14 protein-coding genes are annotated in these 15,221 nt (G+C 39.4%); 4 read left to right on the top strand and 10 right to left on the bottom strand.

What is annotated here, in order from left to right:
• Positions 1-228 precede the first annotated feature (228 nt).
• The 5 genes from AB1498_04550 to AB1498_04530 all read right to left on the bottom strand — a co-directional run bounded on the left by AB1498_04550 (position 229) and on the right by AB1498_04530 (position 4,013).
• Complete coding sequence (locus tag AB1498_04550) at positions 229-681, bottom strand: hypothetical protein (protein MEW6087552.1); 453 nt, start codon at positions 679-681, stop codon at positions 229-231.
• A 452-nt stretch (positions 682-1,133) separates the two neighbouring features.
• The gene (gene hcp, locus AB1498_04545; GenBank protein MEW6087551.1) at positions 1,134-2,414 is read right to left on the bottom strand and encodes a hydroxylamine reductase; all 1,281 of its coding nucleotides are present in this window, start codon (positions 2,412-2,414) and stop codon (positions 1,134-1,136) included.
• Positions 2,415-2,480: 66 nt separating this feature from the next.
• Complete coding sequence (locus AB1498_04540) at positions 2,481-2,714, bottom strand: phosphohydrolase (GenBank protein MEW6087550.1); 234 nt, start codon at positions 2,712-2,714, stop codon at positions 2,481-2,483.
• The gene (locus tag AB1498_04535; protein MEW6087549.1) at positions 2,707-3,579 is read right to left on the bottom strand and encodes a 4Fe-4S binding protein; all 873 of its coding nucleotides are present in this window, start codon (positions 3,577-3,579) and stop codon (positions 2,707-2,709) included. Before AB1498_04535 ends, AB1498_04540 begins: the two co-directional genes overlap by 8 nt.
• Positions 3,576-4,013 carry a Fur family transcriptional regulator gene (locus AB1498_04530; protein ID MEW6087548.1) on the bottom strand — a complete coding sequence of 146 codons (438 nt, stop codon included), beginning with the start codon at positions 4,011-4,013 and terminating at the stop codon, positions 3,576-3,578. The genes AB1498_04535 and AB1498_04530 overlap by 4 nt, the downstream gene beginning before the upstream one ends.
• Positions 4,014-4,168: 155 nt before the next feature.
• Here AB1498_04530 and ligA point away from each other — a divergent pair, with 155 nt between their 5' ends.
• From ligA to AB1498_04515, 3 genes are read left to right on the top strand one after another with little or no spacing between them, the layout of a single operon-like run.
• The gene (ligA, locus tag AB1498_04525; GenBank protein MEW6087547.1) at positions 4,169-6,205 is read left to right on the top strand and encodes an NAD-dependent DNA ligase LigA; all 2,037 of its coding nucleotides are present in this window, start codon (positions 4,169-4,171) and stop codon (positions 6,203-6,205) included.
• 2 nt (positions 6,206-6,207) lie between these two features.
• Positions 6,208-7,044 (top strand): alpha/beta hydrolase, encoded by an 837-nt coding sequence (locus AB1498_04520; protein MEW6087546.1) that lies wholly within the window; start codon positions 6,208-6,210, stop codon positions 7,042-7,044.
• 4 nt (positions 7,045-7,048) lie between these two features.
• Positions 7,049-7,702, top strand: a complete 654-nt coding sequence (locus tag AB1498_04515) for a class I SAM-dependent methyltransferase (protein ID MEW6087545.1) — start codon at positions 7,049-7,051, stop codon at positions 7,700-7,702.
• A gap of 170 nt (positions 7,703-7,872) precedes the next feature.
• Here the strand turns inward: AB1498_04515 and AB1498_04510 are convergent, their stop codons facing one another.
• The 5 genes from AB1498_04510 to AB1498_04490 form a co-directional block, all read right to left on the bottom strand.
• Positions 7,873-8,481: an MvaI/BcnI family restriction endonuclease gene (locus tag AB1498_04510; protein ID MEW6087544.1), complete on the bottom strand. Its 609-nt coding sequence runs from the start codon at positions 8,479-8,481 to the stop codon at positions 7,873-7,875.
• A gap of 12 nt (positions 8,482-8,493) precedes the next feature.
• Complete coding sequence (locus AB1498_04505) at positions 8,494-9,300, bottom strand: site-specific DNA-methyltransferase (protein MEW6087543.1); 807 nt, start codon at positions 9,298-9,300, stop codon at positions 8,494-8,496.
• Positions 9,301-9,522: 222 nt separating this feature from the next.
• Positions 9,523-9,936: a DUF5320 domain-containing protein gene (locus AB1498_04500; GenBank protein MEW6087542.1), complete on the bottom strand. Its 414-nt coding sequence runs from the start codon at positions 9,934-9,936 to the stop codon at positions 9,523-9,525.
• 44 nt (positions 9,937-9,980) lie between these two features.
• A complete protein-coding gene (purL, locus tag AB1498_04495) occupies positions 9,981-13,631 on the bottom strand; it encodes a phosphoribosylformylglycinamidine synthase subunit PurL (protein MEW6087541.1) in 3,651 nt (1,216 codons plus the stop codon).
• Between the two features lie 115 nt (positions 13,632-13,746).
• On the bottom strand, positions 13,747-14,133 hold the full coding sequence (locus AB1498_04490; GenBank protein MEW6087540.1) for a hypothetical protein: 387 nt from the start codon (positions 14,131-14,133) through the stop codon (positions 13,747-13,749).
• A gap of 265 nt (positions 14,134-14,398) precedes the next feature.
• Between AB1498_04490 and AB1498_04485 the strand changes: the two genes are divergently transcribed.
• On the top strand, positions 14,399-14,737 hold the full coding sequence (locus AB1498_04485; GenBank protein MEW6087539.1) for a hypothetical protein: 339 nt from the start codon (positions 14,399-14,401) through the stop codon (positions 14,735-14,737).
• Positions 14,738-15,221: the final 484 nt, after the last annotated feature.

Raw genomic sequence — 15,221 nt, 5'->3', positions numbered from 1 at the left:
AAAGTACTAAAGGATTTAAATATCCCTTAAAAATTGTAATTGCCTTGAAAAATGATATAATAACAGTAATAACAAATTATCCTTTAAAGAAAGGAAGGAAAAAATGAAAGTATATTATGATAATAAAATATCGTTGTGTTATAACACAGTATTATTTATACTGTCAAACAATACTTTGAACTATATTTATTGTTTTAATGCCCGATGAATACTTTTTGACGCACTATATCAACTTTTATCCTGCCTTATTGTTATTTTTTCATCGAGTTTGTCGATTTTTTTGTCCGTCTTCTGCTGTTGCTCAGTTAAAGTTTCAATCTTTTTATCCATAACATCAACTTTTTGTTCTACTTTATCTATACGCTGGCTAAGTTCGGTTTTTACGGCATCAACTTTCTTATCCACGGCAACGACTTTTTGCTCGAGAGTTTTTATTTCTGTATGAAGACTTGTTTCTACGCCTTTTATTACATCCCGAAGTGTTTTATTGCTTTCTACTATCATTTTTTCAAGTTCTAATTTATTCGAGTCAACCTTTTGCTCTAAACGATCAATTTTGTTATCAGTAATCTCTCTGCCTTCTAAAATCGCATCCACCTTTACGGTTAAATCCTCCAATAATATTTCAACCCTTGCCTTTTTACTTATTTTATTATCTTTGCTTTTTTCATTTTCAACCATCTGCTGTCTCCTTATAAAATACTTATCTCCACCTTCTTTGGAAACATTATTATACTACTTTCTGTGTTTATTTTGTCAACTATTATTTACCCCGTTAGAGAAAGCCACCGACTTTAGTCGGTGGTCTACCGATTTCCAAGCTGACGGTGGTTTTTCTCCTGAGGCGAATCCGCCTTTGGCGGAAATGCCACCGTCAGCGCAAACCGTTAGAGGACGAAGTTCTAACGGGGTTTACTCATCATAGACATTACTTCCGACCAGCCGCCGGTACTTCTTATCAAACCGCCTATTGATTTGTCAATAGTTATTCTCACTCGGAAACAACGTTATTCTCCTAAGTCACAAAAAAGCCGTCCCGGCTTTTCGGAACGGCTTTTTATAATTGAGCTATTGGGGAATTTTTTATTCCCCGAAGGATCATCTTGAATGAGATTTATCGCATGAAGGATCTTTTACCCTATCATCTCTTTTAAATCCTTCTGAGGGTCTGTAATTAATTTCAAATTAAATGTATCCTGAAGTACCTTAAAGACCCCTGCTGAAACTACCGCAGGCGGCTTGGGCCCGATCTTTATATTCTTTACACCCAGATGGAACAAGGTCAGAAGTATCGCTACGGCCTTTTGTTCAAACCATGACAATACAATTGACAACGGCAATTCATTGACTGTACATTTATAAACTCCCGCGAGGGCCGCCGCTATTTGTATCGCCGAATAGGCGTTATTGCACTGGCCGAGATCGATCAGGCGCGGTATACCGTCAATAGTCCCGTAATGGCTGTTATTGAACCTGAATTTGCCGCAGGCAAGCGTGAGAATAATGCAATTATCAGGTATTGCTCTTACTAATTCAGAATAATAATCCATGCCATTGCCGGGGCAGTCACATCCCGCGACAAGGAAAAAATGTTTAATCTTACCTTTTTTTACAGCATCTACAATCTTATCCGCCAGCGCCAGAACATTTGAATGGTGAAATCCTATTGTCAATATGTTCCCTGAGGTATTCTGCAATTTTGGAAGTTCCAGTGCCTTTTTAATAACAGGCGAGAAATCCATATTACCTATATCCGTCACACCTTCCAGCCCGGCTATACCGCAGGTAAACATCCTGTCCTTGTAGGAATCTTTAGGCTGAACAACGCAGTTTGTGGTCCCGATAATGGCCCCTCCAAATTGTTCAAACACCTTTTTCTGATCCACCCAACTGCTTCCGTAATTACCAACAAGATGCTTATATTTTTTGAGCTCCGGATACCCGTGAGCGGGAAGCATTTCACCATGAGTATAGATATTTATCCCTTTTCCTTCAGTCTGCTTTAAAAGTTCCCTGAGCGCGAGAAGGTCATGCCCGGTAACTAAAATTCCATGCCCCGCGACCGTTCCGTTGACGACTTCGACCGGCACCGGCAAACCAAAGGTTTCAGTGTTCGCCTTATCCAGAATTTCCATTGCCTTAAGGCACGCCTCCCCGGCTTTTAAATTAAGATTGATCAATTTTTGGGCGCTGAAATCCACGTTTGTTCCCGTGGAATACAATCCCTCATGCATAAATTTGTCCACGAATTCAGAGCGGTATCCAAGCTCACCCGCGTGGACCCCGTACGCGGAAATTCCTTTCAAGCCAAGCAGTAAAATATCCTGCAGGCTGGCCACATCCTCATTTTTGCCGCAAACGCCCGTTTTAACGCATCCACCCGCTAAAGTCTGTTCACATTGATTACAAAACATTTTTACCTCCTTTTATTTCTGTTTAATTGATTTATTTTATTCCATCTTTTTGTTATTTTTTCGTCTTTACGCTCCCCCCTTCAATTCCATCCACTTCTTAAGCCCCAGGCATTCCTTTGCGGCGGGGCACCAGTCTATACAGGACGGCACCCTTTCACGAAAAACTTCGGTACCGCAGTTCGGGCATTTTCTGCGCACTTCATCCGTAAATATTTCAACGTCATATCCGCACTTAGGGCATTTATGAAACTCCGCTTTCAAATTTTGGGATATATTTCCGGGGCACACCTTTTTAGCCATGTTTTTCCCCTTTTATACTGATCACTGTTTCCTTGAACGGGATATTTTTCCCAGAATCCGAAATTGCGTCCTTAATAACATCAATCATTCCATAACAGCAAGGGACTTCCATATGGACATAATTTACAGATCTAATATCATTGTTTTTAAAAATTAACCTGAATTTTTGTCCATAAGAATCAATATCATCAAGTTTAGGGCAGCCTACCAGAAGTATCTTTCCCCTTAAAAATTCATTATGGAAATCCGGATACGCGAACGGAACACAATCCGCCGCGATTAATAACTCGGCGTTATCCAGATACGGCGCGGTTGGAGGAACGAGCGTTATTTGAACAGGCCAATTTTTTAAACGGCTCAAACGGTTTAAACCGTTTAAACTCTTCAAATCTTTTTCCGTTGGTTTCTTTTCTTCATCACTCTCCAGCCTGTTTTCTCTCATATCTATTATCTTTGATCCCGGACAGCCGCAAGGCATTTTTTCTTTTTTAACTTCTTTTTCTAAAAGAGGATTGGCAATGTTTTTTTTATTTAGAAAGTTAATTGCTTCATTAAGGTATTTATTCTGCCCGTGGCCTTTTAAATGTTCAAGATGCGCTTTTATGACATTATTGCCCTGTTTCACGATATTTTCCATTACCTTGCTTTCATTATATTCATCCGCGTCTCTTTCCTCTATGGATATCGCGCCCTGGGGGCAATAGCCGACGCAAGCCCCCAAACCGTCGCAGAAAAGGTCGCTGATCAATCTCGCCTTTCCGTCTATCATCTGCATCGCGCCTTCGGGACAGTTGGGAATACACGCGCCGCAACCATTACATTTGTCTTCATCAATTTTGATAATGCTTCTTTTTACCTTTTTCATTTACCCGCACCTCCTTTCTTATGTTTTTCTTCTTTTTCAACGCAATTTTTGCATGTCCCGTAAAAATACGCCTGCACCTCTTCTATCCTGTTTCCGTAAATGTGCCCTTTTTCCGCCGTGGCACAGCTTATATTGATGTCAATCACTTTTTTGCATTTGTTACAGAAAAAATGATGGTGCGGTTTCGGGTCGGGATCAAAACAAACCTTGTCCTTTTTTATTGTAAGCTCCTGTATTTCACCGGCTTCTTTCAACGCTTCAAGGCTGTTATAGATTGTGGCAAGGGAAATTGTAGGATATGATTTTTTTAATCCGGTGTATATTTCATCAACCGACGGATAATTGAAATTACCCTCCAGAAATTCCGCGACGGCAAGCCGCTGAGGGGTCAAAACCACCCCTTTCCTTTTTAACCTTTCGATTATATTTTCCATAGGGCACCTCTTTCTTTTAATATTAGAATAATTCTAAACTAATAATTATTATTTGTCAAGAGGAATTTTAAATTATTTTATTAAGCCCCCCATCCCCCTTCATGGGGGCTTATTCAGCGCTTTTATAGTTTTAATTATTGAATAAAACAAAATTTATGCTATTATATTTTCCTATGGAAAAAAGCGGTAAATTCAAAGAAGAAATTGAAAAGTTACGGGCGGAAATAAGGTCGCATGATTATAAATATTACATCATGAACGAGCCTGTGATTTCGGACAAGGAATATGATTTGCTTATTGACAGGCTAAAGACGCTGGAAAATAAACACCCTGAATTAATAACACCGGATTCCCCCACCCAGCGGATTTCACCTGATATATCAAATGAATTCGCCAGCAGAAAGCACCTTAAACCTATGATTTCGATTGAAAACAGCTACAACAGGGAAGAAATCCTGGCGTGGGACGAAAGGATTGACAGGCTCCTTGACGGCGAAAAACGGGAATACGTCGTTGAACCGAAAATTGACGGCGTAAGCTGCGCCCTTCGTTACAGAAAGGGCATCCTGGAAATGGGGCTTACGCGCGGAGACGGTGAATCGGGCGAAGATATAACGCTGAATATAAAAACAATAAAAAGCATACCGCTTGTTTTAATGAGGGACAAGGGTGTACCCGGTCTCATTGAAATCAGAGGAGAAATATATATAGATAAAAAAGATTTCAGCGGCCTTAATAAATCTATTTCGGAAAGAGGACTACCAGTTTTCGCGAACCCGAGAAACGCGGCCGCCGGGAGCCTGCGCCAAAAGGACCCTCAAATCACGGCTTCAAGACCATTGAAATTCTTCGCGCATTCATTTGGGCACCTTGAAGGCGGAGACGAAATATTGACACAATGGGATTTTCTCGCTCGATGCAGGAAATGGGGCATCAGGCCCGTTGAAAACGCCGGGTTTTGCCGTAATATAGATGAAGTGATTTCAATGTGCGGGACAATGGAAAATAAACGCAAAGACCTGCAGTATGAAATTGACGGGATGGTAATTAAAGTGAATTCTTATAAACAGCAGGCTAATTTAGGCTCGACAATGAAAAATCCGAGATGGGCCCTCGCCTATAAATTCCAGGCAAGCCAGGCGACCACAAGGGTAAATAATATTCTTGTACAGGTTGGGCGGACGGGGGTCATTACCCCTGTCGCTGAATTGGAACCTGTTGAGTGCGCAGGGGTCACAATATCCCGCTCAACCCTGCACAATTTTGATGAGATAAAAAGATTGGACATCAAAATAGGCGATACCGTGCTTATTGAACGTGCAGGCGACGTGATTCCCAAGGTCATTAAAGTCATCACGGAAAAACGGACAGGCAAAGAGACTGATTTTGTGCCCCCCAAAACCTGCCCTGCCTGCTCTGAGAGGATTTTTAAGGACATTGAAGAAGTCGCCTTCTATTGCGTTAATCCCTTGTGCCCCGCCCAGTTGAAAGAGCATTTGATTCATTTCGGGCAGAGAAACGCCATGGATATAGAAGGCCTGGGGGAATCCGCGGTTTCCCAGCTTGTTGACAAGTCCCTTGTTAAAGATGTAAGCGATCTGTATTCGCTGGACAAGGAAAAACTGCTCGGTCTTGATTTATTTAAAGACAAAAAAGCGGAGAATCTTACTTCCGCGATTAAGAAAAGTATGGACCAGCCTTTGGAAAGGCTCATTTACGGGCTTGGGATACGGCATGTGGGCGAGAAAAACGCTTTTATTCTGGCACGAAAATTCGGCAACATGGAAAATCTAATGGACGCGGGCATCGAAAACCTGAATGATATACATGAAATCGGGCCTGTTATCGCAGATTCCGTGTTCCGGTTTTTCCACTCGGAAAAAACCAGAAGTTTGATAAAAAAATTAAAAGACGCCGGGTTGAATATGTCAGATGAAAAGTCCATCGAAATACCGCAGATTTTCAAGGACAAAAGCGTGGTTTTCACCGGCGAATTGAAATCTTTGACCCGTAAAGAAGCTGAGAAAATTGTAAGACAAAGGGGCGGGAACGCCGTATCTGGCGTATCTTCAAAAACAAGCTTTGTAGTGATTGGGAAAGAGCCTGGTTCCAAACTCGCGAAGGCGGAAAAACTCGGCATAAAGGTTTTAAATGAGGACGAATTTACAAATATGATTAAAGAAGGAGCTTGATTTTGGGAAAAATTATAAAATATTCCGTTTATGGCGCGCTTGTTCTGACATCGATATTTTTTTACGTGAAATATTTTGAGCCTAAATTCATATATCACCCCCAGGGCAATTTTGAAAACCTTCCTGTTGATTATGAATTGCCCGCTGAGGACATTTTTTTCAGGACAAAGGACAATATCACCCTGAACGGGTGGTTTTTCCCCTCCCCTGTTGAAAACGCGAGCGAATTTTCGGTCCTTTATTTTCACGGCAACGCGGGGAATATCAGCCACCGTCTTCCCATAATAGAATTCATGCACCAGCTCGGTTTGAACGTTTTTATTTTTGATTACAGGGGGTACGGAAAGAGCGAGGGTAAACCCTCCGAGGAAGGACTTTACCTTGACGGGCGGGCCGCGTATGAATATATGAAAAGCAGGAATATCGATCCCTCTAAAATAATATTTTACGGTGAATCACTCGGCGCCGCTGTCGCGATTGACCTGGCGCGGGAGGAAAAATGCGCCGGCATTATCTCCGTGAGCGCGTTCACAAATATCAGACAGATGGCAAAAAATACCTTTAATTTTTTACCCTTTCACTTTTTTATCTCATCAAAATATGATAACCTCGAAAAAATAAACAAAGTCAAATCCCCCGTTCTCATAGTCCACGGCACAAAAGATGAAATTGTGCCTTACTCGCAATCGGGATTATTGTTCGAAAAAGCGAACGACCCAAAATATTTCCACAAGGTCGAAGGGGCCGGGCATAATGACATATTCAATGCCGGGAAAGGGACGTTCAAAAAAATTATTCATCTTTTTATTGAAAAACTCGGGGAAGAAAAAAAATTATAAATGTATGCTTAAAAAAAAGAATAATTATATACCCGCGCTTTTATTTGATTTTCTGACCCCGTTTTACGACTTTATTGTGAACACGGGAATCCCTGTTTCTTTATTAAATAATGAGCTCGTTAAACACGCCAATATCATGGACAATTACAATATCCTGGATATCGGGTGCGGGACAGGAACATTAATTATTGATATCAAGAAGAAGTATCCTGGTACGGAAGTAACAGGCCTCGACGGGGACCCAAAAATTTTGAAAATAGCCGAAAAAAAGATCAAAAGGAACAATTTATCAATCAACCTGGTACAGGGAATGTCTTATTCTCTTCCTTACGCGGACAATTCATTCGATAGGGTTTTATCAAGCTTGATGGCGCACCATTTGGATTACGGGTCCAAAACACGCACTTTCGCGGAGGTTTTACGGGTACTAAAGCCCGGCGGGGAATTCCTGCTTCTTGACATCGGAAAACCTGAAAATATTTTTATGCTTGTCCTTTCGCAATTTTTTAACCTTCTCGAAGAATCTTCGGAAAATATCAAAGGCATCCTTCCCAAAATGATCGAAAACGCCGGGTTTTACAATGTAGAAGTTGTTTATACCCGCTCAACGATCATAGGATCGCTTTCAATGATTAAAGGGACAAAAATATTAAAATAAATATTTATTTACAACTTACTCGCCCATATTTACACATTTTCCCCGTAATATTCATTCCTTACCTATTTCAATTGATTCAGACGCATTTCTCCGTTCCATATTTCTCCGAATAAATATTTCTATTCCCGCGTGCAAAACTAAATGTATGAAGTAAAATAATTCAAATGTTATTACAATTTTATAAATTTCTTAAGAAACCTAGGTCTAGCGTAGAATGCCCTTGATGTTGAACCATGCCCGGCTCCTTTTGTTCTTGGCTGAATATAACATCCCATTTCACCAGTTAGAGCGTTAAATCCTTGTAACGGGTCAAGCAATACATTACGAACTAAATCGTAATCTGCTTTTACATCTTTATATAAATCGCCTTTTAAATCAAATTCAACAATAGAATGAATATACGTGGGATCATCAACATTAGAGCCTACAATTCTTACTACTACAACTGCTTTCCTTAATTTCGCCAATAAGTGGCTATCTTCAAAAGTTTTTTGGCATATATTCACGGGATCAATCATAGTAATTGCCATGGTTTCTTTAAACGTTAATTCTCCATTCTTTAAGCGTTTCAAAGGAATCGATTTCAGTTCCCATGAGCCAAAATTTGGAGATTGAGATGAGTTTATTTGTATTTGAAGGTGCCGCTCAAAAACATGACCTGCCCAACCTTTATTAACCTTTCCATTTTGATATATTGTTACTCCATATTTTGCAGCATATTCATGAAGTTCTTTTCCAATTAGTTCTCTTAATTTTATAATAGCGTCTTTTCGTTCCATAAAAAGTCTCGTCTATGGCAACAGCCCATATTCCGCCTTTTTCTCTTTAATTGCCAAACTTTTTGAAGTCCCCAAAGCTAATTGATTGTTATGTTTTATAACATCCATAATCCTTGGAATAGCTTTCTTATCCAAATATTCTTTTTCAGAATCGATTCCGACGAATTTTCGATTATTTCTGAGCGCAGCCACACCCGTTGTAGCGCTACCACAAAATGGATCAAGAATAATATCACCTTCCTTACTGCAGGCCAGGACAATTCTTTCCAACAGGGCTTCAGGTTTCTGCGTTGGATGCTTGCCATATTTCTTTTCTCCATTTTTAGGAGTTCCAATCGCCCAAACGCTTCTCATCTGTTTATTTGGTTTTTTAATAAAATCGTCTTCCCACTTCCTATCCTTAACCAACTTATAGTTAAAATAGTGTTTGGCAGTTTTATTTTTTCTGGCCCAGATTAATGTTTCATGGCTTGCGGTGAACATACGACATGCGAGGTTTGGTGCAGCATTTGGCTTAAACCAGCATATGTCATTGACTACGTGCCAATTTTGCTTTTGCAAGGCATACCCACAGGCATAAATTGAATGATAAGTTCCGGAAATCCATAAAGAACCGTTAGGTTTTAAAACACGATGGCAGGCTTCTATCCATTTATAATGAAAATTAAAATCTTCTTCGATTCCTTTACTTTTGTCCCAATTGCCCTTATTAACACAGACTCGCTTGCCAGCATGGCATGTAAATCCTCCATTGGATAAATTATATGGCGGATCAGCAAAAATCAGATCAATACATTCTTGAGGAAGTTCATTTAACATTTTGATGACATCCTCATTGTAAATCCTCACCTTTTTTATAGAGAAATATGCATTCATTTATAATTATTCCTTATCCAAAATAGTATAATATTTTACCCCTTTTCCCTGCAAGTTTCCATTCATTTTTGAACAAAGCATGTTAGGGGCGACCGGCCCCCCGGTCACGCCTGCAATTAATGGTAGCAATACCATGAAAATGTCGGGATTAAATATTCTTCCAAATCAGGGACTTATTTTATGGCCCAATTCTTTAAGTTTTTGTTCTATTTCCTTAAGTTCACCTGCAAGGGTGTCATATTGTTTTTTTAATGTTTTCGTCTCATTTTCCGCGGCGCTGACTTTCTTTATATATTCATTGTTCAGCTTTCTCTCTTCGATGCTCATCACGCGGTTTTTATTCTGTTTTGCGGTAAATATTAATATTTGGCCGGCGGCGTCATTCAGTTTATCATCGATAATTTTTAATTCAGCGGTGACTTCCCTCTGTCTTTTTAAAAGTTTTTTCTTCTTTTTTTCTGTTTTTTGCGCTTCATATTTTTCAGGCCTGACAAAAGGCCTGCCGCATCCGGACATGAAATCAAACAAAATGAATAAAATTATCAGGAAATATTTGATGTATTCCGGTTTTCGATGCATGATTTGAATTTAAAAACAATCCGCAATTGGACTTGCGGGATTCTTTATTTCCACCACTCGAGGGCGTTCTGGAATATTTTTATTCCCCACCCGGTTTTTTTCCCCTCCCTTGTCCATCTCGGATGCTGTGTAGGCTGCATATGGCGTTCGGGATGAGGCATAAGACCGAATATATTGCCTTTCTCATTACAAATACCCGCTATATCAGCCTCTGAACCGTTTGGGTTATCTTTAAAATAGGTTAAAGCATGAAGATTGTTTTTTAATATTTTATTTAAAATTGTTTTATTGGCCGTAATAAAGCGGCCTTCACCGTGCGCTATGGGTGTTTCGAGATATTCAATTCCTTTAGTAAATATGCAGGGTGATTTTTTATTTGCCTTCAGGTTAACCCATTCGCATTGATATGTCCCTGATGTATTCCATGTCAGGGTCACCCCGGGAAAACCCGGCAGGATTCCCATTTTTACAAGCACCTGGAACCCATTGCATATCCCCAAAATTAATTTATCTTTTTCCAAAAGCAAGTCTTTTAAAGGCTCCATCTCCTTTGCCAAGACCATTCCCGCTGAAATATGGTCCCCATAAGAAAATCCACCCGGGATTACTATTATCTGGTATGAAGTTAAATCCTTTAACTTAACAATTTCATTTATGTGCTTTAAATCAACTTTTGCCCTTAAACTTTCAAAGGCGTAAACAGTTTCCCTGTCGCAATTTGTTCCCGCGGCGCGAACAACTAAAACTTTTGCTTTCGGTGAACCTGTATAAGTCTTATGTGACTTATATGACTTATTGTTTTTACTTTCAATTTTTTTCTTAAATTCTTTTTTTGTCTTCAAGGTCTTTTGCCAGCATTTTTTTAATGCCCAGATATCTGTATTAATAATATTTTTTTCATTTGTTCCATGGATAATAAACCTTGAATCTTTTGAAACAACCCCTAATTCAGTTATATCCACGTCATTCATCATTCGCTTAAAAGTCCTTTCCCTGGCAACCGGGACTTCAACCACAAACCTGCTGTTCGACTCTGAAAATAATATTTCATCATCATAAATTAAATCATCTGATTTAATAATGTTCTTTATATGTAATTTCATTCCATAACCGCCGCTAAACGCCATTTCCGCGGCAGTGACCGCGAGCCCGCCTTCGGAACAATCATGGCATGAAATTACAAGCTTGTTTGATATTGCCTGATGCAGCTTCGTCATAGTATATTTGCAGTCAAAAATCCTGACTGCAGGGACATCGCCGCCTTTTATACCGCGGGCCATATAATAATGAGACCCTCCTAATTCACGGTATGTTTTACCTACAAGGTAAATCTTATTACCGGGTTTTTTAGCATCCATGGTAATGCAGTCATTTATATCAGGAATTACCGAAACCGCAGAGATCAAAAGTGTAGGCGGGACACAAATTGTAGTGCCGTCAGGAAGCACATATTCATTATTCAGACTGTCCTTTCCTGAAATAATAGGCACACCATAATCAAAACAAGCCTCCGTGTATCCTTTAGTCGCCAGATAAAGGCTTCCCAAGCGGTCCGGTTTATTAGGATTTCCAAAGCTGTAATTACCAAGTATACCCGTTGGGTTATTAAAAGGATCGCCCCCGACAGATATAATCTGCCTTAATGCCTCATTTACTGCTGACGCAGCCATGCTTTCCGGGTCTAAATCTCCGTATAACGGATTCATGCCAGAGGAAACCGCTATCCCTCTGTTGCTGTTAAGCAAAGGTTTGACGACCGCGGCGTCACCCGGCCCGTCGTTCGCGCAGCCTACAAGAGGTTTTATAACACTTCCAGCCTGGACCTCATGGTCGTAGCAGCGTATTACAGCCTCTTTACTGCAAACATTCGGCATGGAAAGAATATTTTTAAGATAGTCCGTCAGGTTATCCGGAAGGCTGTATTTCAAAAATAATGAATTGACGGGGTTCCATACAGCAGTCATTTCCTTTTTCGGCAGTCCATTTTTCACAAAAGAAAAGTCAATATCAGAGACCTTCTGGTTCTCATAATATAATTCCAGCTTAGACGTATTTGTAAATATTCCTATATCTGTGGCCTCAACGTCCTCGGATTTGCATAATTCAATCAGTTTCTCGACATACTCCGGCGGCACTGCCAAAACCATTCTCTCCTGGGCCTCTGAAAGCCATATTTCCCACGCGGATAAACCGCTGTATTTTAACGGGACTTTTTCAAGATTAACTCTTACACCTGTTTTTTCACCCATCTCTCCGACTGCCGAGGCAAGCCCGGCCGCTCCGCAATCGGTAATCGCGCGGTATAATTTTAAATCTCTGCATTTTAGCAGGATATCGAACATTTTTTTTTCAACTATTGGATTGCCGATTTGGACCGAACCCGAGGATATCTTTTCAGACTTGGAGGTTAATTCACCTGAACTGAATGTCGCGCCGTGAAGGCCGTCCCTGCCGACACGGCCGCCGGCCATAATAATATGGTCGCCTGCCTCAGGACCCCGTTTTTGGCTGAATTCAACCGGCATAATCCCGCCCGTACCGCAATAGACCAGCGGGTTTCCGATATACCGTTCGTCAAAATAAATTGCGCCGTTAACAGTCGGAATCCCCATATTGTTTCCGCCGTCCCTGACTCCCGCGACAACTCCATCCATTATTCTTTTAGGATGTAAAACCCCCGGAGGAAGTTTTTCATAAGGATAATCCAACGGCCCGAAACAAAATACATCTGTATTGAAAATAAGCCTTGCCCCGAGCCCCGTTCCGAATGGGTCCCTGTTCACACCCACGATTCCAGTGATCGCGCCCCCGTATGGTTCAAGGGCCGACGGCCTGTTGTGTGTCTCTACTTTAAAACAAACGCCGTATTCGTTGTCGAACTTTATTACTCCTGAATTATCACTAAAAACCGATAAACAAAAATCACGGTTTAATTTTAACGTGACATTTTTGATCATATTAAAAAGGCTACCGACATTGCTTCCGTTAAAAATTATATCGGCGTTAAACGTTTTATGCACGCAATGTTCACCCCACGCAGCCGCTATATGTTCCAGTTCGACATCGGTGGGATTCCGGCGCAATTTACGGAAATAATCCTGGATCGCCTTCATCTCCTTTAAATCAAGCCAGAGGCGGTTTTGAGAAAGTTTTAATAAATCTTCGTCTTTCACGTTTAAAAGAGGCACTTCGGTGAAAACACATTTTGTTTTTTGTGACGAGTAAATGACGTGTTCCCTGTCTTTTATCCTATGTTCAATAACTTTGTTATAAAGAAGTTTTTCCGATATAATATCGAGCTGATTATCGGACAAATTTCCTTTTATAAGATATTTTCTACCGGTTTTAACCTCAAAATATTTATCAATACCGAGGCTCCTGACCCCCTTTTTAATCGCGTCGCTCCATAAAACCAAAACACCCGGGTTGGTATTAACCTCAATAACATGGAACCCGTTTTCATCAAATAAATTTGAATTTATCGCGTAATCCTCGATAATCGGGTCTTTTAATAATTTTTGACATATATTTTCCATTTCTGATAAAGACAAATCACCTTCAAAATAGAATATCTTTAATTCAATGACTTCTTTTATAGCTGAAATGCCCATGTCCTTAATTTTATTTTTGATTCCATGCCTGGAAATATCAAATTTTTTGTTTTTACATCCGGTTTCAACCTTAAATATGTTCACCCAGCATTTCCTTTCATAATATAAATTAACTTTGTTTTGAATTTATTTTTACCCCCCACTTCCTCCGTATTATATTAATTTAGGAAGAACTGGGTTCATTAAATCTCCCATGTATTTATAATAAAATTAAAAGCGTGGAAATAATAAAACTTAAAAGGACAATTGATTCAGGAAGAAGCATTAATATAATTAACCCGCCTAAAGTTTCAGGCCGCTCAGTCACTGTTCCAAGCCCTATGCTGATTAATTTAAATTGAACGGCGATAGTTCCAAGTATCCCCACAATCAAAACGGCGCCCGCAACAATTCTTGTGACCATTTTAAGTTTTACATTCCCCTCGTTTTCATCAGGTCCAATTTTATTTTTTAAAATATTTTCAATATTAAACAGGCCTGTTTCTATCTTATTATAAGATTTTGTTGAGTCTTCGGCGTTCACAGCCGATAAAATAAAAAAGTGCACGCTAATTAAAAACAACACAAGATATAATAATTTACGCAATTATTGGCCCCCTTCTTGTTTTTTCGCTTTAATTAATTTTTTCGCATAATTATAAACCTCAATAAAGAAAATACTTTTCACTAAAATATAGGCAATGATAAACGCGGCTATTTTAAATGTAATTGTTAAAAACATATTTATTCCATTAGACTAAGAGATTTTACTATTATTATGATAATCAGTCAATCATTTTATAATAAAAAAGTTGACAGTGCATTAAAGCTGAATTAAAATATAATACTAAAATAATTATAGAGGAGAATTTATGGCAAATAACATTACAGACGAGGAATTAGGCATAAAATCTTTTCACCTGAGGCGTGACCGCGCGGTGGAGCAAAGTATTGAAAAGATAAGACAAAGATTAGGGAATGACTGGCAAAAATTTACTTTTGCGGATACCCAGACCATTCATTGGATTTTAGGTGAAATATGGTCATTTATTGCACATGAAAATTGGGATAAAATCCTGTTCAGCGAGCTGGAATTAAAAGATATCCAAAGTATTTTAAAAATAGCTGATGAAATTACCAAACATAAAAAACCGGGCGGAGTAGGCTTAAACCAAATTCATAAAATACTTGAATCTAAGAAAATAAAATAGAAGTTGTTTCAAATTATTTTTTCATTTTTATTGTAAACAGCGGTTTGGCTGAGTTTTCTGTGTCTTGAACGTCCCTGAAATCCCCTGGGGTATTCAAATTATTTTACTAGACTAGTGCTTTGTTCAATTAATTTTTAATAAAGTCATGACGATTTAAATTTGTCTCCTGAGTCTCAGATTAAGTATCTGTAGCTCAATTTCGCAGTGATATGCGCCCCCCATCCCCCATTCCGATAGTAATCGGAACGGGGTGTATTTTCGCATATCATCTGCTCATTTCGCACAGCTACTAAATCTTGAGCCTTTAATGTCGACAAATTCAAATCGCCATGACTATCAAGAACTAATTTAACAATGTACTAGCCCTAAAACAAGCGAGTTTTTTTAAGCGCGACTTAAAATTAATCGGCAGCCATGGAAAATCTTTATTTTCGCTCTATTCGTCCATATAAAATTTATTTTTTGTTTCGTTAAACTGGGAAAA

It is taken from the genome of bacterium (genome assembly GCA_040754625.1).
GTDB lineage: Bacteria > JACRDZ01 > JAQUKH01 > JAQUKH01 > JAQUKH01 > JAQUKH01.
The sequence above is the reverse complement of the archived record's forward strand: the minus strand, read 5'-3'. Positions and strand labels throughout refer to the sequence as shown.